The 20493-nt window shown below is 71.6% G+C and carries 19 protein-coding genes; 12 read left to right on the forward strand and 7 right to left on the reverse strand.

Translation table 11 applies throughout. The annotated features are described in order from the left end of the window. The first annotated feature begins 63 nt into the window (after nt 1-63). From J4573_RS36505 to J4573_RS36540, 8 genes are all read left to right on the forward strand, one after another. Nucleotides 64-1275 carry a cytochrome P450 gene (locus J4573_RS36505; protein WP_208260671.1) on the forward strand — a complete coding sequence of 404 codons (1212 nt, stop codon included), beginning with the start codon at nt 64-66 and terminating at the stop codon, nt 1273-1275. 107 nt (nt 1276-1382) lie between these two features. Then, nucleotides 1383-1583, forward strand: a complete 201-nt coding sequence (locus J4573_RS36510; protein WP_208260672.1) for a hypothetical protein — start codon at nt 1383-1385, stop codon at nt 1581-1583. A 109-nt stretch (nt 1584-1692) separates the two neighbouring features. Then, nucleotides 1693-2628, forward strand: coding sequence for an aldo/keto reductase (locus J4573_RS36515; protein WP_208260673.1), 936 nt, complete (start codon nt 1693-1695; stop codon nt 2626-2628). 66 nt (nt 2629-2694) lie between these two features. Beyond that, nucleotides 2695-3444 (forward strand): GntR family transcriptional regulator, encoded by a 750-nt coding sequence (locus J4573_RS36520; RefSeq protein WP_208260674.1) that lies wholly within the window; start codon nt 2695-2697, stop codon nt 3442-3444. Next, the gene (locus J4573_RS36525; protein WP_208260675.1) at nt 3444-4997 is read left to right on the forward strand and encodes a long-chain-fatty-acid--CoA ligase; all 1554 of its coding nucleotides are present in this window, start codon (nt 3444-3446) and stop codon (nt 4995-4997) included. The genes J4573_RS36520 and J4573_RS36525 overlap by 1 nt, the downstream gene beginning before the upstream one ends. Nucleotides 4998-5103: 106 nt before the next feature. After that, nucleotides 5104-6636 carry an FAD-dependent oxidoreductase gene (locus J4573_RS36530; RefSeq protein ID WP_208260676.1) on the forward strand — a complete coding sequence of 511 codons (1533 nt, stop codon included), beginning with the start codon at nt 5104-5106 and terminating at the stop codon, nt 6634-6636. Between the two features lie 34 nt (nt 6637-6670). Next, complete coding sequence (locus J4573_RS36535; RefSeq protein WP_243774161.1) at nt 6671-8167, forward strand: aminotransferase class I/II-fold pyridoxal phosphate-dependent enzyme; 1497 nt, start codon at nt 6671-6673, stop codon at nt 8165-8167. Nucleotides 8168-8232: 65 nt separating this feature from the next. Next, nucleotides 8233-8439 (forward strand): DUF5302 domain-containing protein, encoded by a 207-nt coding sequence (locus tag J4573_RS36540; RefSeq protein ID WP_208260677.1) that lies wholly within the window; start codon nt 8233-8235, stop codon nt 8437-8439. Nucleotides 8440-8520: 81 nt separating this feature from the next. Here the strand turns inward: J4573_RS36540 and J4573_RS36545 are convergent, their stop codons facing one another. Next, nucleotides 8521-9180 carry a pyridoxamine 5'-phosphate oxidase family protein gene (locus J4573_RS36545; RefSeq protein ID WP_208260678.1) on the reverse strand — a complete coding sequence of 220 codons (660 nt, stop codon included), beginning with the start codon at nt 9178-9180 and terminating at the stop codon, nt 8521-8523. A 94-nt stretch (nt 9181-9274) separates the two neighbouring features. Further along, nucleotides 9275-9838, reverse strand: coding sequence for a TetR/AcrR family transcriptional regulator (locus tag J4573_RS36550; RefSeq protein ID WP_208260679.1), 564 nt, complete (start codon nt 9836-9838; stop codon nt 9275-9277). Nucleotides 9839-9955: 117 nt separating this feature from the next. On the opposite strand from J4573_RS36550, the gene J4573_RS36555 reads away from it, so the two are divergent. Continuing rightward, nucleotides 9956-10588: a TIGR03086 family metal-binding protein gene (locus J4573_RS36555; RefSeq protein ID WP_208260680.1), complete on the forward strand. Its 633-nt coding sequence runs from the start codon at nt 9956-9958 to the stop codon at nt 10586-10588. On the opposite strand, the gene J4573_RS36560 is transcribed toward J4573_RS36555, so the two are convergent. The 3 genes from J4573_RS36560 to J4573_RS36570 form a co-directional block, all read right to left on the reverse strand. Then, nucleotides 10578-11615 (reverse strand): MBL fold metallo-hydrolase, encoded by a 1038-nt coding sequence (locus J4573_RS36560; RefSeq protein ID WP_208260681.1) that lies wholly within the window; start codon nt 11613-11615, stop codon nt 10578-10580. The genes J4573_RS36555 and J4573_RS36560 overlap by 11 nt on opposite strands. Nucleotides 11616-11704: 89 nt before the next feature. Then, on the reverse strand, nt 11705-12556 hold the full coding sequence (locus tag J4573_RS36565) for a TolC family protein (RefSeq protein WP_208260682.1): 852 nt from the start codon (nt 12554-12556) through the stop codon (nt 11705-11707). A gap of 10 nt (nt 12557-12566) precedes the next feature. Next, nucleotides 12567-13130 carry a TetR/AcrR family transcriptional regulator gene (locus J4573_RS36570; RefSeq protein ID WP_208260683.1) on the reverse strand — a complete coding sequence of 188 codons (564 nt, stop codon included), beginning with the start codon at nt 13128-13130 and terminating at the stop codon, nt 12567-12569. Between the two features lie 79 nt (nt 13131-13209). Between J4573_RS36570 and J4573_RS36575 the strand changes: the two genes are divergently transcribed. Further along, nucleotides 13210-14097, forward strand: a complete 888-nt coding sequence (locus J4573_RS36575) for a TIGR03620 family F420-dependent LLM class oxidoreductase (protein WP_208260684.1) — start codon at nt 13210-13212, stop codon at nt 14095-14097. A gap of 10 nt (nt 14098-14107) precedes the next feature. Here J4573_RS36575 and J4573_RS36580 read toward each other — a convergent pair whose 3' ends face one another. Continuing rightward, entirely contained in the window at nt 14108-14944 is an 837-nt protein-coding gene (locus J4573_RS36580) for an alpha/beta hydrolase family protein (RefSeq protein WP_208260685.1), read from the reverse strand. 137 nt (nt 14945-15081) lie between these two features. After that, a complete protein-coding gene (locus tag J4573_RS36585; protein ID WP_307797183.1) occupies nt 15082-17022 on the reverse strand; it encodes an AMP-dependent synthetase/ligase in 1941 nt (646 codons plus the stop codon). A gap of 142 nt (nt 17023-17164) precedes the next feature. On the opposite strand from J4573_RS36585, the gene J4573_RS36590 reads away from it, so the two are divergent. Both J4573_RS36590 and J4573_RS36595 read left to right on the forward strand, forming a co-directional pair. Continuing rightward, a complete protein-coding gene (locus J4573_RS36590; protein ID WP_208260686.1) occupies nt 17165-17941 on the forward strand; it encodes an ABC transporter ATP-binding protein in 777 nt (258 codons plus the stop codon). 2 nt (nt 17942-17943) lie between these two features. After that, the gene (locus J4573_RS36595; protein ID WP_208260687.1) at nt 17944-20493 is read left to right on the forward strand and encodes an ABC transporter permease; all 2550 of its coding nucleotides are present in this window, start codon (nt 17944-17946) and stop codon (nt 20491-20493) included.

The raw sequence follows: 20493 nt of genomic DNA on the forward strand, positions 1-20493 counted from the left end.
CTTCCGGGCCAGACGGCGATCGGTGAGCATGATGGCTGAGGCGCCGCCGACGGAAGGGACATCGTGGGGGAGAGGGATTTCGAGAGGCTCGCCGCGCTGCGGCGCGACCCGTACCCGCTCTACGCCGAGGCCCGGGAGACCGACGGGCTCCTGTACGTGCCGGAACTGGACGGCTGGCTGGTCGCACGGCACGCCGACGTCCGCGAGGTGCTGCGGACCCCGGAGATCTTCTCCTCGGCCAACGTGCTGCGCCCCGACATGCACCCGTCGCCGGAGGCCATCGCCGAGATGGTCAAGGGCCCGGCCGGCGGCGGCCCGGTCGTGGTGAGCGCGGACGGCGAGGCGCACCTGCGCCTGCGCGCCCCGCTCACCCGCGCGTTCTCGGGAACCAGGGTCGCCGCGCTGCTGCCGTTCATCACCGAACGCGCGGGCGCGCTGGTCGACGCGTTCATCGGCGACGGCGAGGTCGAGCTGATGAGCCGGTACGCGCGCAGGCTCCCCGGCGAGGTGATCGCGCACATCTACGGGCTCGACCCGGCCGACGCGGACGTGGCCATCCAGGGCAGCGTGCAGGCCGAGCGCCTGGGGTTCCGGCGGATGAGCACGGGCGATCAGGTCGCCGCCGCCAGGGACATGGCCGCCCTGCGAACGCTCCTGGACGCGCACCTGACCGACCGCCTCGCGCAGCCGCGCGACGACCTGATCTCGGAGATGATCGAGGCCCTCGCGCCCGGCGCACCCACGCCCGAGGCCCGCGGCCAGATCCTCTCCAACCTGTCCAACCTCGTGATCGCCGGGCACCTCACCACGACCGCGCTCATGGGGAACGCGATGACGCACCTGCTCTCGCATCGCGAGCAGTGGGAGATGCTGGTCGCCGATCCGTCGCTCATCCCCGACGCGATCGACGAGGCCGCCCGCTACGACACGGCGGTCCAGGCGTTCCGCCGCATCACGACCCGGCCCACCACGCTCGCCGGCACCGAACTGCCCGAGGGCGCCGCCGTCCTGGTCGCGTTCGGCGCCGCCGGTCGAGACGGCACAGCGCACGAACGCCCCGATGTGTTCGACATCACCCGGCCGCGCGAACGGCACCTGGCGTTCGGCCACGGCGTGCACGCCTGCCCCGGCGCCCAGCTCGCCCGCGAGGAGCTGCGCATCAGCCTGGAGACCTTCGTACGCCGCCTTCCCGGCCTGCGACTGGCCGAGGAGCCGCGGATGCGCCCCAGCCTCATCGACCGGTCGCCGGAGACCCTCCGGCTGGCCTGGAAATGATCGTCCAACCTGCCAGAACTGGCCGTAACGGCGTGTTACGCGAGTGAAGCGGGAGGAAGAGGGAAAGATCCACGCCCCGGACAACCCCTCACCCGCGGGAGGCAACCATGCGGCTCGGAACCGCCGTGCTCGTGATCTGGCTGATCATCGGCGCGATCGCGGCCGGCCAGCGCGGCTATTACGACGGCGACAAGAAGAAGAACTGCAACCGCGTCGCCACCATCGCCGTGACCGTCATCGCCGGCCCGCTGAACTACCTCGGCGTCAACCCGAAGATCCACTGCAAGACGCCAGAGCCGAGCAAGTAGCCGGTCGTGCGCGGTCGCGGCCGGTCACGACCGCCGCGACCGTCAACATCGGGTCAAGAGAACCAGGATCAAGGAATAGGGGTGGAGTGCGGCGGAGTTGCCGCAGGACATGGCACGCATCGGCAGCACAGACCTGGAAGTCGGACCCTTCACCCTCGGCGGCAACGTCTTCGGCTGGACGTCGGACCTGGACGAGTCCTTCGCCGTCCTGGACGCCTACACCGCCGCGGGCGGCAACTTCGTCGACTCCGCGGACGCCTACTCGGCGTGGGTGGAGGGCAATTCCGGCGGCGAGTCCGAGACCATCCTCGGCGCGTGGCTGAAGGCGCGCGGCAGGCGCGACGAGGTCGTGGTCGCCACCAAGGCCGGCGCGCACCCGAAGTTCCGCGGGCTGGGCGCCGCCACGGTCAAGGCGGCGGCCGAGGAGTCGCTGCGCCGCCTGCAGACCGACTACATCGATCTCTACTACGCGCATTTCGACGACCCGGACACGCCGGTGGCCGAGACGCTCGGCGCGCTGGACGAGCTCGTCCGCGAGGGCAAGGTGCGGCACATCGCCGCCTCCAACTTCACCGCCGAACGGCTCGCCGAATCACTGGCGCACTCCGACGCCGAGGGGCTCGCGCGGTACGTCGCGTTCCAGCCGCACTACAACCTCCTCTCGCGCGACACCTACGAGGGCGAACGCGAGGACGTGGTGAAGCGCAACGGCCTGTCGGCGCTTCCGTACTCCAGCCTGGCCTCGGGCTTCCTCACCGGTAAGTACCGCCCCGGGCAGAAGGTGCAGAGCGCCCGGGCCGGAAAGGCCGGCCAGTACCTGGAGAGCGAGCGGGGACAGAAGGTCCTCGCGGCCCTCGACACCGTCGCCGAGGAAACCGGCGCGCAGCACTCCACCGTCGCGCTCGCCTGGCTCAACGCCCAGCCCACGGTCATCGCGCCGATCGCCAGCGCCCGCACGGTCGAGCAGCTTCCCGCGCTGCTGGCGCTCGCCGATCTCGAGCTGACCGACGGCCAGGTCGCGCTGCTCGACGAGGCGTCCGCTTGAGGCCGGGCGCGCGGTAACGCGGGGTAGAGCCCCCAGGGGTATCCGGATTTCGGATATGAAAGGAGGGTGATTGATCCTGCGGCCCCGTTGCCGAAGTACCTTCAGCTTCGGGCGATCCTGCTCGGCATGATCGAGGAGGAGCGGCTGCCGGTCGACGCGCCGGTTCCGTCAGAGCGTGAGCTGTGCCGCCGGTTCGGGGTGTCGCGGATGACCGTACGGCAGGCGGTGGACCAGCTGGTCGCCGAGGACCGGCTGCGGCGCATCCCCGGCAAGGGAACCTTCGTCGCCCGGCCCAAGGTGCAGATGCCGAAAGAGCTCGTCTCGTTCACCGAGGACATGCTCACGCGCGGGCTCCGGCCCGGCTCGGTCGACCTGGCCACGCGCACCGTCGAGGCCGACCCGCACCTGGCGCGCCTGTTCGAGGTGGACGTGGGCGCCGGCGTGCACGTGCTGGAACGGCTCCGGCTCGCCGACGGCGAGCCGATGGCGGTGGAGCGATCGCACATCCTCGCCTCGCTCGCGCCCGACCTGCCGCAGCGGCGCCCCGCCGGGGCGTCGCTCTTCGGCGTCCTGGAGAAGGAGTACGGGATTCTGCTGGACGCGGGGGAGCAGACCATCGAGGCTGGTCCGGTGGGGAACGAGGACGCGCGCCTGCTGGGGATCGACCCGGGCAGTCCCGTCTTCTTCATGCAGCAGCGCACGTTCAGCCGGGGAGTCTGCGTCGAGGTGGCGATGGCCACCTACCGCGCCGACCGCTACCGGATCCATCTGGGCCTGGAGTCGCGTCGCCGGCCCTCGGAGCTTGGAGACCACTGATGGAGACCCCGCTCACTCCGCTCGCCTTCCTGGACCGTTCGGCGGAGGTCTTCCCCGGCAAGACCGCCGTCTCCTTCGGCGATCAGCGGATGACATACGCCGAACTCGCCGCCGAGGTGACCCGGGTCGCGAACGGCCTGCGCGCGCTGGGCGTGCGGCCGGGGGACCGGGTCGCCTACCTCGCGCCGAACGTGCCCGACCTGCTGATCGCGCACTTCGCGGTGCCGCTCGCCGGCGCGGTCCTGGTCGCGATCAACACGCGGCTCGCCTCCGAGGAGGTCCGCCACATCCTCTACCACTCCGGCGCCAGGATCCTGGTCGTCGACTCCGGGCTGCATCCGACGATCGCGCCGCTGGAGGGCGGCCTGCAGACGGTCGAACGGGTCATCACCGTTCCGGAGGAGCGGGCCGACCTGCTCGGCTCGGACGACCCGCTTCCGTGGGAGGTGGAGGACGAGAACGCGGTCATCTCCATCAACTACACCTCGGGCACGACCGGGCTCCCCAAGGGCGTGATGTACACCCATCGCGGCGCGTACCTGAACGCGCTCGGCGAGGTGATGCACTCGCGGCACACCCCCGACAGCGTCTACCTCTGGACGCTGCCGATGTTCCACTGCAACGGCTGGTGCACCCCGTGGGCGCTCGCCGCGATCGGCGGCACGCAGGTCTGCCTGCGCGCGGTCGACGCGGCGGAGATCTGGCGGCTCATCGACGAGGAGGGCGTCACGCACCTGAACGGCGCGCCGACCGTGCTGGTCACCATCGCGAACGCCGCGCAGGCGCACACGCTGGAGCGCCCGCTCGTGGTCACGACCGCCGGAGCCCCGCCGAGCCCCACGATCATCGGTCAGATGGAGGGCCTGGGCGCCAGCATCGTGCACGTCTACGGCCTCACCGAGACCTACGGGCCGTACTCGGTCTGCGAACCCCAGCCGGGCTGGCCGGGCCTGGAGCCCGGCGAGCGTTCCCGGCTGCTGGCCCGCCAGGGCGTCGGCATGCTCCAGACCGACGGGCTGCGGGTGGTGGGCGCCGACATGAACGACGTCCCCTGGGACGGCGAGACCATGGGCGAGATCGTGATGCGCGGCAACAACGTCATGAAGGGCTACTACGGCGACGAGGAGGCAACCGCCAAGGCGTTCCGCGGCGGCTGGTTCCACTCCGGCGACCTCGGCGTCCGCCACCCCGACGGCTACGTCGAGCTGCGTGACCGCTCCAAGGACATCATCGTCTCCGGCGGCGAGAACATCTCGACCGTCGAGGTCGAGCGCGCCGTCGACTCCCATCCGGCCGTCCTGGAGGTGGCCGTGGTCGCGGTGCCCGACGACAAGTGGGGCGAACGGCCCAAGGCGTTCGTCATCCTGCGCCCGGGCCGGACCGCCACCGCCGAGGAGATCATCGAGCACGTGCGCGGCGGCCTGGCGCGGTTCAAGGCCCCCGATCACGTCGAGTTCGTGTCCGAGCTGCCCAAGACCTCCACCGGCAAGATCCAGAAGTTCGCGCTGCGCGAGAAGGAGTGGGCGGGCCAGGAGCACCGCATCAAGGGCTGACCCCCGGGGTGGTCGCAAAGCGGCAGAAACGCGACGACGATGTGAATAGCTTGCGCGCCTGGGGAAGGGCCGCCTACGAAACGTTGATCCAGACAGAGGGGGCGGGATGCCTGCCACCGGGAACGTGTTGATCGTGGGAGCCGGGCCCACCGGGCTGCTGCTGGCCGGGGACCTGGCCGAGGCCGGGGTGCCGTGCACGGTGCTCGAACGGCGCGCGGACGAGCCCAACCTCACCCGCGCGTTCGCGGTCCACGCGCGCACGCTGGAGATGCTCGACGCGCGCGGTCTCGCGGACGCGCTCATCGCCACGGGGCATCTGGTCCGGGCGGTCCAGCCGTTCCGATGGGCCAGGATCGACCTGTCGCGGCTGCCGGGACGGTTCCCGTACGCGCTGATCACGCCGCAGTACGAGACCGAGCGGCTGCTGGCCGCGCGGGCCCGCGCGGCGGGCGCGGAGATCGTCGAGGGCGCCGAGGTCACCGGGTTCAGCCAGGATCGCGACGGCGTCGAGGTGCTGGTGCGCGGGCAGGAGCCGCGGCGCGGGGCGTACCTGGTCGGCGCCGACGGCGTGCGCAGCGTCGTGCGGGAGGTGCTGGGCCTGCCGTTCCCCGGGCAGTCGGCCGTCCGGTCGGTGATGATGGCCGACGTCCGGCTGACCGACCCGCCGCCCGACCAGTTGAACGCGGGGGTCGACGGTGACGGGTTCGCGTTCGTCGTCCCGTTCGGCGACGGCTGGTATCGCGTGATCGCCTGGAACCGCGCCCATCAGCTTCCCGACTCCGATCCGGTCGACCTGGACGAGATGCGGGACGTCATGCGCCGCGTCTTCGGCACCGACCACGGCCTGCACGATCCGCGGTGGTCGTCGCGGTTCCACAGCGACGAGCGCCAGGTCCCGAACTACCGGGTCGGCCGCGTGTTCCTGGCGGGCGACGCCGCGCACGTGCACTCGCCCGCGGGCGGGATGGGCATGAACACCGGGCTGCAGGACGCGGCCAACCTCGGCTGGAAGCTCGCCGCCGACCTCCAGGGCTGGGGCCGGTACGGCCTGCTGGACACCTACCAGGAGGAGCGGCATCCGGTCGGGCGGCGCGTGCTGCGCCTCAGCGGGGCGATCCTGCGCGGCGGCCTGGTCGAGTCGCAGGCCCTGCGGTGGCTGCGGGAGGGCGCGATCGCGGCGGCGACCCGTACACCGCCGATCGTGCGGCGGGCCGCCGGTGCCGTGTCCGGGATCGACATCGCCTACCCGGCGCCGCGCGGGTCCCACCGCCTCACCGGCCGCCGCGCCCCTGACGTTCCGCTGGCGGGCAAGCCGACGCGGCTGTACGAGGCGCTGCGCGAGGGCAAGTTCGTGCTGGTGGTGGCCGCGAACGACCGCGCCGTGAGCTACCTGGCCGGGCACTGCTACCCCGACCGGGTGCACTGTTCGGTCGCGGGCGGTGCCACCCGTACCTCGGCCCTGGTCCGGCCGGACGGCTACATCGCCTGGGCCACCGACGAGACCGCGCCCGACCGCCGCGCCACCGAGATCCGGCGCGCGCTCGGCTACTGGTGCGGCGCGCCCGCCGACCGCCACACCGGCCGCACCGACCGGACCGACCGGACGGGACCCAGCGGGGACCGGCATCCGATCGCCTGATGCGGTCCCTGATCGTTTGGGCCAGAATGACTCCATGAGCGCACACATGACCCCGGAGGAGTTCCGCCGCTACGGCAAACAGGTCATCGACTGGATCGCCGACTACCAGGAGAAGGTCGAGGCGTATCCGGTGCTCTCCCAGGCGCGGCCGGGCGACGTCCTGGCGGGGCTGCCCGAGCACCCGCCCGAGCGCGGCGAGGGCTTCGAGGACCTGCTGGCCGACCTCGACCGGGTGATCATGCCGGGCGTCACGCACTGGCAGCACCCGAGCTTCTTCGCCTACTTCCCCTCCAACGCCACCGGGCCCGCCATCCTGGGCGACCTGCTCTCGGCGGGGCTCGGCGTGCAGGGAATGCTGTGGGCGACCAGCCCGGCGTGCACCGAGCTGGAGAACCGGGTCGTCGACTGGATGGCCGAGCTGCTCGGCCTGCCCGCCAGGTTCCGCATGGCAGGCCCCGGCGGCGGCGTCATCCAGGACTCGGCGTCCAGCGCGTGCCTGGTGGCGATCCTGGCCGCGCTGCACCGGGCGGGCGGCGGAACGGCGGCGCGGGAGGGCCTCAGCGCGCAGGAGGGCCTCAGTGCGCGGGAGGGCCTCACCCGGCGCCCCAAGCTCTATGTCAGCTCACAGACCCACTCCTCCCTGGAGAAGGCCGCCCGGATCACCGGGATCGGCGCGGAGAACGTGCGCGTGGTCGACGTCGACCCGGCGACGATGGCGATGGACCCGGCCCACCTGGACGCCCTGCTGGCCGAGGACGCGGCCGCCGGAGCGACGCCCGTCATGGTGTGCTCCACCGTCGGGACGACGTCGACGAGCGCGGTCGACCCGGTCGCCGCGATCGGCGAGGTGTGCGCCCGGCACGGCGTCTGGCTGCACGTGGACGGCGCGTACGCGGGCGTGGCGGCGGTCTGCCCCGAGCTGCGCTGGATCAACGACGGGTTCGAGGAGCACGTCGACTCCTACGCCACCAACCCGCACAAGTGGCTGCTCACCAACTTCGACTGCACCGTGATGTGGGTGGGCGACCGGGAGCCGCTCATCGGCGCGCTGTCGATCCTGCCCGAGTACCTGCGCAACGCCGCCACCGCGTCGGGCGAGGTCGTCGACTACCGCGACTGGCAGATCCCGCTCGGGCGCCGGTTCCGCGCGCTGAAGCTGTGGTCGGTGATCCGCTGGTACGGGGCGGAGGGGCTGCGCGAGCACGTCCGTACCGGCGTGCGGCTGGCGGCCGAGCTGGCCGGGTGGATCTCCGCGGACCCGGCGTTCGAGCTGTTCGAGCAGCCCAGGTTCGGCCTGGTGTGCTTCCGGCCGCGCTGGGAGGGCCTGCCGGACGAGGAGGCCGACGCGGCCACCCTGGCCCTCATGGAGCGCCTGAACGCCTCTGGTGATCTTTATCTCACCCACACCAGGATCCATGGCCGCGTGCTGCTGAGGCTCGCGATCGGCGGCCCGGCCACCACGGACGCGCACGTCCAGGCGGCCTGGCGGCGGATCGGGGAGGAGACCCGCGCGGGCGCGGCTGGGCGTTAGAGCGCCGGACATGCGAGGGTAGGAAGGCTGGCAACGCTTGATGACTGAAGAAGCGGGAGGTCCCCATGGCCGACTCTGCTGGAGATAACGATTCCGCCGAGGTGACGGAAGGCGCGGAGGACGACGTGAAGCGCAAGTTCCGGGAGGCCCTGGAGCGCAAGCGCGGAGCGGCGGAGGGACACGGGAACGGCTCGGGCAAGAGCTCCTCGAAGGTCCGCGGCACGCACGGCCGCGCCGACCATCAGCGCCAGTTCCGCCGCAAGAGCGGCTGATCCGCCTGGATATTCAGCACGGCCACCGCCCCCAGGGCGCGGTGGCCGTGCTTTTTCGTCTCTACGGGGAGGTACGGAGAGCTAGCGGGCGTAGAGCTTCTTGGAGTACTCGGCCTCGCTGTAGTAGGCCTCCAGCTCCTCGACGCTCTCCGGCGTGATCATGACGTCCTTGGTGATCTGCGCGTGCGACGGCAGGTCGTCGGGGCCCCACTTCTCCGGCTTCCAGAGCGCGGAGCGCATGAACGCCTTGGCGCAGTGATGGAAGATCGTGTCGATCTCGACCACGAGCGCCAGCTTCGGCCGGAAACCCTTGACGATCATCTCGTCGAAGTACGGGGCCTCCCGCACCACGCGGGCGCGGCCGTTGATGCGCAGGGTCTCGTTCCGGCCCGGGATCAGGAAGATCAGGCCGACGTGCGGGTTGTCCAGGACGTTGAAGAAGCCGTCCGCGCGCCGGTTGCCCGGGCGCTCGGGGATGGCGATCGTGTGCTCGTCGATGACGTGGGCGAGCTGGCCCGCCGGGTCGCCCTTGGGGGAGACGTCGCAGTTGCCCGCGGAGTCGGCGGTGGCTACCAGGCAGAACGGGGACGCCGCGAGCCATTCCAGGTCCCGCTGGTGCAGCCGGGGCCGCTCCTTGGCCGCCGCGCGGGGCATGACGTCGCCCAGCAGCTCGCGCAGCTCGTCCGCCGAGGTGATCTCCACGGTGTCGGTGGTCTCCGCCAGCTCGGTGGTCTCCGCCATCGATCCTCCCATCGAAGGGACATTGGGCCTGAATTTTACCTTTTCGGCATTTCCGGCCCTCGGGCGGGCTCAGCCCTTCAGCCCTTGCAGCCGTTCAGCTCTTCGCGAGCTGGCCGAAGAGGTCGTCGATGAGGTCGTCGGGGTCGGCCCGGCCCTTGCCGTCCCGGGCCAGGTGCCCGGAGAGGGCCAGGTCGACCGCGCCGTGGGCCAGCGCCAGGATCAGCGAGGTCAGCCGTTCGGCGTCGCCGTCGGGTAGCGTGCCGGCCTTCTGCGCCGCCGTAACCAGGCCGACGAGGCGGGAACGGGCCGCGTGCGCGGCGTCCGCCAGCTCGGGGGAGCCCGTGCGCCACGTTCCGTAGACGAGCTTGAAGCGCCTGGGATTCGCCAGCGCCCAGGCGATGTAGCCGTGCATCGCTGTCCGTACGGCCTCGCCGGGAGGCTGTTCGGCCGCGGTCGCCAGGAACACGGCCCGGTGACCCAGCTCCCGGGCGGCGACGGCCGCCAGCAGAGCCTCCTTGTCGGCGAAGTGCTTGTACGGAGCGTTGTGCGAGACGCCCGACCGCCGCCCCACCTCGCGCAGGGTCACCGCCTCGGGGCCGCCCTCGTCCAGCAGCTCGGCGGCGGCCCCCACCAGTGCCTCGCGCGTGCTCGGTCTCATCGGCTCATCGTAAGGCGCCAGGTCAGGCGGCGGCCCCGAAGGTCATTGCCCGAACCGGCGCGCGGACCGATGACTTTGGGCGTGCGGCAGGGTCTCTATTGGGGAAGGGAGGCCCCCATGGGAGACGACCGTGCGGTGACGCCTGCGAACGCACCGGATGCCGCGGCTCTGCAGGACTTCACCGCGGCACTTCTGGAACGGGCGATCAGTTTCGCACTCGGCGTGGCTCAGGATGTGAACGATGACCGCATGGCCGGGCCCACGCCGTGCCGGGGCTGGACCCTGCGGATGCTGTTCCTGCATCTGAACGACTCGCTCGACGCCTTGTGCGAGGGCATCGACCGGGGGTCGGTCCCGCTGATGCCCGACTGGCGGCCCGAGGACCCCGGCGGTGACGTCGTCGCCGACTTCCGGGACCGCGCGGCGCGGCTGCTCGGCGCGTGGGCGCACGACTCGCGCACCGACCGGCTGGTGACCGTGGGCGGCTGCCCGATGCAGGCCGGTGCGATGGCGAGCACGGGCGCGATGGAGGTCGCCGTGCACGCCTGGGACATCGCGCGCGCCTGCGGGCGCCGCACGCCCGTCCCGGCCGCGCTGGCCGAGCAGCTGATCCGGATCAGCCCGATGCTGGTCGCCGACGACGTCCGCCACGGCCTGTTCGACCCGCCGGTGCGGGTGCCGCCGAACGCGCCCGCCGGCGACCGGCTCGTCGCCCTGCTCGGCCGGGACCCGGCGTGGATCAGCCCTTAATGGCGTAGGTGCGCACGCCGCCGGACTCGTGCGCGTCGAGCACGCCCTGGTCGACGAGCACGTCCAGGTGCGCGTCGATCTCCAGCACGGCGAGCATCTGGCTGAAGACGTCCAGCTCGTCCAGCTTCTTGCGGCGCCGCGTCCACGACATCGCCGCCGCGACCTCGAACGCGGTGCCGTGGCCGTCGCGGACCTGCTGCGCGGCGACGTCCAGGCGTTCGCGGTGGTGCTCCAGCAGCTGGTCGACCCGGGTGTGCACGCTGGTCGCCACCGGGCCGTGCGCGGGCAGCAGCAGGGTGTCGGGCATGTCGCGCACGATCCGCAGCGACGCCATGTAGCTGCGCAGCGGCTTGGCCTCGGGCTCGGTCTCCAGGCCGATGGACGGCGTGATGTGCGGCAGCACGTGGTCGCCGGAGAACAGCAGCCCGGCGGCGGCGTCGCGGAGCACGATGTGCCCGCGCGTGTGGCCGGGCGTCTCGAAGATGTCGAGCCCGCGCCGGGTCAGCTCGACCCGCTCGCCGTCGTCCAGCCAGGCGTCCGGCATCGTGTGCGGCATGTCGCGTTCATCGGCGTTCACGCCGAAGGCGGCGACCTGGTCGGCGATGTCGGTCGCGCCGGCCCGCCGCAGCAGCTCCACCTGGCGCGGGTGCAGCCCCCTGGAGACGTCGAACGCCGTGAGCGAGGGCTTCTCGCCGCGCCCGATGCGCACCCGGGTGCCGAACGCGTCGCGCAGCGCCAGGGCCTGCGAGTAGTGGTCCCAGTGCGCGTGGGTGATCAGGAACTGGGAGACATCGTCGAGCCGGTGGCCGAGCGTGCGCAGCGCGTCCTGCAGCGCCGCGCGGCTGTCGGGCATCGACCAGCCGGAGTCCACCACGACCAGGCCGCCCGGATCCTCGATCACGTAGACGTTGACCGCGTGCAGGGACGCGATGGGCAGCTCCAGCGGGATGCGGTGCACCCCTGGGGCGACCGGGTGGGCGCCCGGCTCCGTCCAGTCCGACGGTTGCTCCAGGATCGGTACCGCCACGGCTGCCCCCTCCGAATTAGAACGATGTTCGGAAAGAACCTACTTCATTTCCGTGTTCCAATTTGTCATCGGGGGCGGATACCGGACGGCTAGTACTGCCCTTCGGCCCGGCGGCGGGCCTCGTCGGCGGCCTCCAGCGCCTTGTCGTAGGCCTTTTCCGCCTTGTCCAGCCGCCGCTGCGCGGTCTCCTGGTGAGATTGGGCTTCCCTGAGCGTCCGCTGGGCCCGTTCCAGCGACTTGTTCGCCTCGTCGAGCTCGCGCCGGGCCTGGTCCAGCTCGGCCTTGCGCTCGGCCTTGGCGGCCTGGGCCTGCTCGGCCCGCTTGCGGGCTCGTTCAGTGCGTTTGCGGTCCAGATCGGACACCGAGGCGGTCCGCGCGGCCTCGGCGGGCGCCGCGGCCCGAGCCGGCGCCGCCGAGGACCGGGCGAGGGCGGTGCCGGACTCGATCCCGCCGAACCCGGCGGTCCCGAAGCCCGTCGGCACGAACCCCGAATGGCTGCGGGCCTGCGCCAGGTGGCCCTCCCGGACCTCCGCCGCCACGTCCTCGTCCACGGTCGCCGCCTGCAGGGTCTCCTCGACCTCCCGTACGGCCGGATCCCGGAGCGGCTGGCCGGCGTCGCTCGCCAGCCGTCGGGAGGTCCGCACGAGCAGGGTGATCAGCTCGGTGCGGCGCTGCTCCAGGCCCCCGATGTGCCCGCCGGACACCCAGGCCGCTCGCAGGTCGGCGCCGACGTCCAGCAGCCAGCCGAGCTCCTCGGCGGACGAGCGGGACAGCAGGTTGACCGCCCAGGCCGACAGGGTGGGCCTGCGCAGCGCCCCGAGCTGCTTGGCGAGGGCCGGGTCGCCGGAGTCTCGCGCCTCTTGCACGAGGTCTTTGCGCCTGGCCATGAACTCGGCCGGGATCACTCCGTAGAGGTCGCGCGTCGCGCTGGCAAGGTCCACAAGACCACATCTACCCCTGTACGGCGTCCAGCACGAGCCCCAGAAGCCGTTCGGCCTGCCCGGTGTCGGCGTCCCTCGCGGTGGTCAGCGCGATGCCGGTGACGAGCTGGAGAAAGTCCGCAGGTGACAGGTCCGAACGCGCGGCGCCCGCCCGCTGGGCCCGCCCGAGCACGGCCGCCGCCGCTTCCTCGATCATCGCGTGGCAGTCGACGCCCAGTCCGGCGGTCTCCTCCAGCTCCTCCAGGAACAGCGCGCCGCCCATGCCCTGGCTCGTCCGGGCGTGGACGAGGAAGACCCGCGCCCACTCGGCCAGCGCCTCGGCGGGGGCGCGGCTGCCCGAGAGCGCCTCGGCCCGCGCGCAGAGCCGCTCGATCCGGTCCTTGAGCACGGCGGTCTGCAGGGCCTGGCGGGTCGGGAAGTGCCGGTAGAGCGTGCCGGGCCCGACTCCCGCCCGCTTGGCGATCTCGTTCAGCGACGCCTCGGGGCCCTCGGTCGCGAACGCCTCCTCGGCCGCGGCGAGCAGCCGGTCGCGATTGCGCAGCGCGTCGGCGCGCAGCGGCCGGGTCGTGGTCATGACCCCATGCTAGCCAAGCGGAGAGGTTCTCCGTATAGTCTGGCGGCGAACCGGAGAGGTTCTCCGGAAAGGAGTGCTCGTGAACGTTGACGACCTGGGCCGGGTGGGCCTGTGGACCTTCGCCTTCGAGGGGCAGCCGGCCGGCGCCGTACGGGAGGCCGCCGCCGAACTGGAGGAGCTCGGCTACGGCGCGCTCTGGTTCGGCGAGGGGCTCGGCCGCGACAGCGTGAGCCAGGCCTGGCTGCTGCTGTCGGCGACGCGGCGGATCGTGGTCGCGGCGGGCATCGCGAACGTGGCGTTCCGCGACCCGATCACGATGGCCGCCGCCGAGCGGGCGCTGGGGGAGGCGTTCCCCGGCCGGTACGTGCTCGGGCTGGGCGGCCAGCGCGTGGACGCGGTGGCCGGCGTCTTCGACGGCTACCAGATGCCCCCGGTCGGCCGTCCGCTGGCGATGATGCGCGGCTACCTGGACGCGATGGACGCGGTGCCCAACCACGGGCCCGTCCCGGCCTCGCCGCCACCCCGCGTCCTGGCGGCGCTCGGTCCGAAGATGCTCGAACTTGCGGCCGAACGGACCTGGGGGGCGCATCCCTACTTCGTTCCGGTCGCGCACACCGAGAAGGCCAGGGCGATCATGGGGCCGGACGCGTTCCTGGGCGTGGAGCAGGCCGTGGTCCTGGACACCGACCTGGACCGGGCCCGCGCGGTGGCCACGGCCCACGTTACCGGCTATGTGGAGGCCGCGCCTCACCAGGCCGCGAGCGTCCGCCGCCTCGGCTACGAGGACGGGGTCACCGCCCGGCTCGTGGACGACCTGGTGGCCTACGGAGATGTCGACACGATCGCCGACCGCGTACGGCAGCACCTGGAGGCGGGCGCCGACCACGTCTGCCTCCAGGTGCTGACCGCCGATCCCTCCGCCCTCCCGATGCGGGAATGGCGGGAGTTGGCAGGGGCCTTGCTGTAGAGCCCGCGCGCTAGCCGGTGATCTTGGCGTTGCGCTTGACGTTCAGCCAGGTGGAACCGGAGCAGATCCCGCAGTTCTGGCCGTAGAAGAGCCCGCGGGCCCGCTCGTCGCCCTGCAGCTGCAGCGCGAACCAGGCGGTCGTGATGCCGCGGAAGCCGCCGCCGTCACCGATCGTGGTGAAGTGCGTGGCGCCCGCGAGCTCGGCGTAGATCGCCGGCACGTGCCCGGAGTTGTCGTAGAAGGCCTGCACCAGCGCCGGGAACACGATCACGTCGTACTGACCGGCCAGATAGAGCGTCGGGCCGTGCAGGTAGGACGGGAGGGCCAGCGGGCCCGGCTGGATCGGGATGGTGGTCTTGACCCGCGGATCGAGCGTGGCGTTGATCGCGCCCGCGCCGCCCTGGGAGTGACCGGCCGCGCCGACGTTCCCCAGGTCGACCTTGCCCTTGAAGGGGCTGCCGTTCTGGCCGTTCCACTTGGTGAGGGTGTCGATGCCCGTGCGCATCTCCAGGCCGGTGTTGGAGAACGAGGTGTTGGCCGCCGCGACGATGAAGCCATGGCTGGCCCAGTGTTCGAGCAGCCCGTCGTAGATGACCGGGAACGCGAACGTGCCGTTGCCCCAGATGATGACGGCGTGCTTGGCGGAGTCGCTGCCGATGTTGCTCGGGTAGTAGAAGGTCGTCACCGAGTCCGACTGGGACGAGACCTGGTAGGGACCTGGCTTGTCCCAGTCGGGTCCCGCGTAGGCGCGTGCGGGCACGGCATGCGCGGGAACGGCGAGGAGTGCGAGCGCGGTGGCGACGGCGGCGACCAGGGACAGCAGCCGTCGGCCGAGGATGGGACGCATGGGACCTCCTTGAGGCCCGAGGGGGGGTGGGAACCTCTTGACCGCCCATCCTCACCGAGGGCGACGTGCCTGTCTGTCCGCATCTGGGGCAACGTTCGCACGGCGTTATTGGGCACTCTGCCAATGCGGCAGGCGGGTCAGTCGGCGTAGAGGGCCTCGATCTCGTCGGCGTAGGCGCCCAGGACCGCCTTGCGCTTGACCTTGAGCGACGGGGTGAGGAGGCCGTTCTCCTCGGTGAAGTCGCCCGCCACGATCCGGAAGGCGCGGATCGACTCGGCCTTGGAGACGGCCTCGTTGGCGAAGTCGACCGCCCTCTGGACGTCGGCGAGCATGTCCGGGTCCTCGCGCAGATCCTCGATCGGGGTGTCACGGGGGCGCTTGCGCACCGCGAGCCAGTGCTCGACCGCTTCGGGGTCGAGGGTGACCAGCGCGGCGATGTACTTGCGGCCGTCGCCGACCACGACGCACTGCATGATCGGCGGGCGGCTGCGCAGCCGGTCCTCCAGCGGCGCGGGCGAGACGTTCTTGCCGCCGCTGGTGATCAGGATGTCCTTCTTGCGGCCGACGATCGACAGGTAGCCGTCGTCGTCGAGGTGGCCGAGGTCGCCGGTGGCGTACCAGCCGTCGTTCAGGGCCGCGCGGGTCGCGGTCTCGTTCTGCCAGTAGCCCTCGAAGACGACGCCGCCCTTGATGAGCACCTCGCCGTCGTCGCCCAGCCGGATCGAGGTGCCCGGGACGGGCAGGCCGACCGTGCCGGGGCGCGGGCTGAGCGGGGGAGTGATGGTCGCCGCCGCCGTGGTCTCGGTCAGGCCGTAGCCCTCGAAGATGACGATCTGTGCCGTGTAGAAGAAGAAGTTCAGCCGGGGGTCGAGGGGGGAGCCGCCGCTGATGGCGTAGCTGAGGTTGCCGCCCAGCTCCTTGCGGATGCGCCGGTAGACCAGCAGGTCGTACAGCGCCCAGGCCGCGTACAGGCCGAGGGACGGGCCGGGCCCGGTCCCGAGGTACTTGGCCAGCTGCGCCTGCCCGAAGCGGACGGCGATGCGGTCGGCGCGCTCGAACGAGGAGCCGCGGCCCAGCTTCTCGGCCATCGCGCGGCCGGTGTCGTGGATCTTCTCGAAGAGGTACGGGACGCCGACCACGAACGTCGGCCCGAACGACTTCAGCTCGGGCCGCAGCTCGTCGGGCTTGATGCTCGGGCAGTGGCCGATCTCGATGCGGCCCTTCAGGCACGCGATCTGGATGGAACGGCCCAGGATGTGCGCGAGCGGCAGGAACAGCAGCGTCGAGGCGGTCTTGCCGGTGATCTCGGTGAAGATCGGATGCAGCAGCTCGATCGTGTTGGCCGCCTCGGCGTGCAGGTTGGCGTGGGTGAGCACGCAGCCCTTCGGCCGCCCGGTCGTCCCGGAGGTGTAGCAGACCGTGGCGATCGTGTCGGGCGTGAGGCTCGCGCGCCGCTTGTCGACCTCCTCATCGGGAACGTCGTCGCCCGCGTTCATCAGCTCGTTCAGCCCGCCCTGGTCCAGGCACCACACCGTGGCCGGCTCCAGCAGCATGGCGGTGGCGGTGGCGACCGTCGCGGCGTTGGCCGCGGTCTCGGCGACCACGAACGCGGCGCCGGAGTCGCGCAGGATCCACTCCACCTGCTCGGCGGAGGACGTCGCGTAGATCGGCACGCTCTGGCCGCCCGCCGCCCACACCGCGAAGTCCAGCACCGACCACTCGTAGCGGGTTCTGGACATGATGGCGACGCGGCCACCTGGGGCCAGCCCGGCCGCGGCCAGGCCGCGCGCCGCCGCCTGGACCTCGGCCGCGAACTCCGCGGCGGTGACGCCCTCCCATCCGGTGTCGGTCCTGCGCCGTACGACCACGGCGGACGGTGCCTCGGCGGCGTTCACGAACGGGATGTCGGCGATGCTGCCCGCGACCGGCGGCGCGACCAGGGCCGACGCGCGCACCTCCCGGACCACGCCGTCCTCGCGGACCAGCTCGATCTTCACGCGATCGGTGAGGTCACCGCGGCTTCTGGCCTTCTTCATGTCCTGGCGGGGGCCCATGGTCAGCTCCTGTTCGCGGCTCACGTACGAACGCATGATCGTACGGAGGCCCGCGCCGGATTCCTGCGTGCCGGGGGACGGTATTTCGCAGCCTCACTATCAGCCATTGACGAAGGTGGGGCAATGCCCGGAGAGTCGCAAGTGGGCGGGTAAGGAGCGGAGGCGGATGGCCGAAGAGACGGAAGGGACTGCCGGCCCCACGGGGGGCGCGGGGGGCCATGAGGTCGCCTCGCGGGCTGTGGCGATCAGCAAGGTCTACGGCACCGGCGACACCGAGGTGAAGGCGCTCGACGAGGTGTCGGTCGAGTTCCCGGCGGGGCAGTTCACCGCAGTCATGGGCCCGAGCGGCTCGGGAAAGTCGACGCTGCTGCACTGCATGGCCGGGCTCGACCGGGTGAGCGGCGGCGAGGTCTGGATCGGCGACACCGAGCTCGGCTCGCTGTCGGACCGGCGCCTGACGATGCTGCGCCGCGAACGGGTCGGCTTCGTCTTCCAGGCGTTCAACCTGGTCCCCACCCTCACCGCGGCCGAGAACGTCGAGCTGCCGCTGGCGATCGCGGGCACCAAGCCGGAACGGTCCTGGTTCGAGCGCGTGACCGGCGAGTTCGGCCTGACCAAGCGGCTCGGCCATCGCCCGAACGAGCTGTCGGGCGGTGAGCAGCAGCGGGTCGCGGTCGCCCGCGCCCTGCTGTCGCGGCCGACGATCGTGTTCGCCGACGAACCGACCGGCAACCTGGACTCGCGCACGAGCGCCGAGCTGCTGACCTTCATGCGGCGCTCGGTCGACGAGTTCGGGCAGACGATCGTGATGGTGACCCATGACCCGAGCGCGGCGGGCTACGCCGACCGGGTCCTGTTCCTGGCGGACGGCCACATCGTGGACGAGATGACCGACCCGACCGCCGAGAAGGTCCTGGACTTCCTCAAGAGACTCGGGGACTGACCATGTGGCGGGTCACGCTCAAGGGCCTGCTGGCCCACAAGCTGCGGCTGGCCCTCACGGCCCTGGCGATCGTCCTCGGCGTCGGCTTCGTCGCCGGGACGTACGTGCTCACCGACACCATCAACAAGACCTTCACCCAGCTCTTCCAGGACGTCGCGAAGGGCACCGACGTGGCGGTCCGCAGCAAGGAGAAGTTCAGCGGGGATCAGGGCGACCAACGCACGCCGATCCCGGCCTCGGTGCGCGACCAGATCGCCGGGGTGGACGGCGTCAAGGCGGCCGAGGGCGGCGTCAGCGGCTACGCCCAGTTCATCGGCAGGAACGGCAAGCCGGTCACCACCGGCGGCGCCCCGACGCTCGGCGTCTCGGTCTCCACCACGCCCCAGCTGCGCCAGTCGTCGACGCTGCGGTCCGGCGCGTTCCCGACCGGTCCGGACCAGGTCGTGGTCGACGCCCGTACCGCGTCCAAGCAGGGGTTCACGGTCGGCAGCAGGGTGAAGATCCTCTTCCAGAAGGCGCCGCGCGAGTTCACCGTGAGCGGCGTCGTCGGGTTCGGGGAGGCCGACAATCTCGCCGGGGCGACGCTGGCCGGGTTCGACACCGCCACGGCCCAGGACGTGCTGAACCGCAAGGGCGTCTTCGACGAGGTCGACGTCGTCGCGGTGCCCGGCGTCGGCCACGAGGCGCTGCGCGACCGGATCAGCGCCAGGATCGGGCCGTCCTACGAGGCGCTCACCGGCAAGCAGCTCGCCGACGAGAACGCCAAGGCGATCGGGCAGTTCACCAAGTTCATCAACATCGCGCTGCTGGCGTTCGCCTTCGTGGCGCTGTTCGTCGGCTCGTTCATCATCGTCAACACGTTCTCGATCATCCTGGCCCAGCGCACCCGCGAGCTGGCCCTGCTGCGCTGCATGGGCGCCTCGCGGCGGCAGCTGCTGCGGTCGGTGCTGACCGAGTCGGCGATCGTCGGGCTGCTCGCCTCGATCGTCGGGATCGGCGCCGGCATCCTCATCGCGCTCGCCCTGCAGGGGGTGTTCGGCGCGCTCGGCGTGGACCTGCCGTCGACCTCGCCGCAGATCCGGCTGCGCACGATCATCGTCGCGCTGGTCGTCGGCCTGGTCGTCACGATGGTCGCCTCGCTGATGCCCGCGCTGCGCGCCACGCGGGTGGCGCCCGTCGCGGCGGTGCAGGAGGCGACGACGCTGTCGCCGACCCGGACCGGGAAGGTGCGCATCGCGATCGGCGCGGTGATGACCGTGATCGGCATCGCGCTGCTGCTCACCGGCCTCTTCAACGACAAGGCGAGCAACCGGCTGGCGACCGTCGCGACCGGCGCCGTGGTGATCTTCCTCGGCGTCGCGGTGCTGAGCCCGCTGGTGGCCCGGCCGATGTCGCGGGTGATCGGCTGGCCGTTCGCGCACTGGGCGGGCGAGCCGGGCCGGCTCGCGCGGCAGAACGCGATGCGCATCCCGCGCCGCACCGCCTCCACGGCCGCGGCGCTGATGATCGGGCTCGCGCTGGTCAGCCTGGTGACGATCTTCGCGGCGTCGCTCAAGGCGTCGTTCACCAAGATCCTGGACGAGAGCGTGGCGGCCGACTACATCCTGAGCGGCCCGTCCGGCGGCGCCGCGGTCGGCTTCAGCCCCGACGTGGTCACGCAGCTGTCCAGGCAGCCGCAGATCGACTCGGCCGTCGGGATCCGGACGGGCTCGTTCAAGCTGGACGGCAAGAACCAGAGCCTGAACGGCGTCGACCCGATCGCCTACGACAAGACGGTCCGCACCGAGACGACCGACGGCAAGATGACCGACCTCACCGGCGGCGGCATCGCCGTCCGCGAGGACGTCGTCAAGGACCACGGCTGGAAGCTCGGCGACGCGGTCGCCGCCGAGTTCCCCGTGGGCGGCACCGAACGGCTGCCGATCAAGGTGGTCTACAAGGACAACCAGCTGAACGGCGGCTACCTGATACCGCTGACGGTCTACCAGCGGCACTATCAGGACCAGCTGGACGTCCTGGCGCTCGTCAAGGCCAAGTCCGGCGTCCCGCCCGCCGAGTCGAGGGCGGCGATCGACAAGGTCGTCGCGCAGTTCCCGACCGTCCAGGTACGCGACCAGGCCGAGTTCAAGGACGAGCAGGCCAAGCAGGTCAACCAGATCCTGGTGCTGTTCTACATCCTGCTCGCGCTGGCCGTCATCATCGCGTTCATCGGGATCATCAACACACTCGCGCTGTCGGTGCTGGAACGGATCCGCGAACTCGGGCTGCTGCGGGCCGTCGGCATGACCCGGGGCCAGCTGCGCGCGATGATCCGCTGGGAGGCGGTCATCATCTCGGTGCTCGGCGCCGTGCTGGGCCTGGCGGTCGGCATCTTCTTCGGCTGGACGCTCGTCAGCTCGCTGAAGTCGCAGGGCATCACCGAGTTCCAGTTGCCGATCGGCACGCTGATCGCGCTGGTGGTGGCCGCGGGCCTGGTCGGCGTCGTGTCGGCGATCCTGCCCGGCCGCCGCGCCGCGCGCATCGACGTGCTCCGGGCGGTGACCACCGAATGA

It is taken from the genome of Actinomadura barringtoniae (assembly GCF_017573505.1).
GTDB classification, from domain to species: domain Bacteria; phylum Actinomycetota; class Actinomycetes; order Streptosporangiales; family Streptosporangiaceae; genus Spirillospora; species Spirillospora barringtoniae.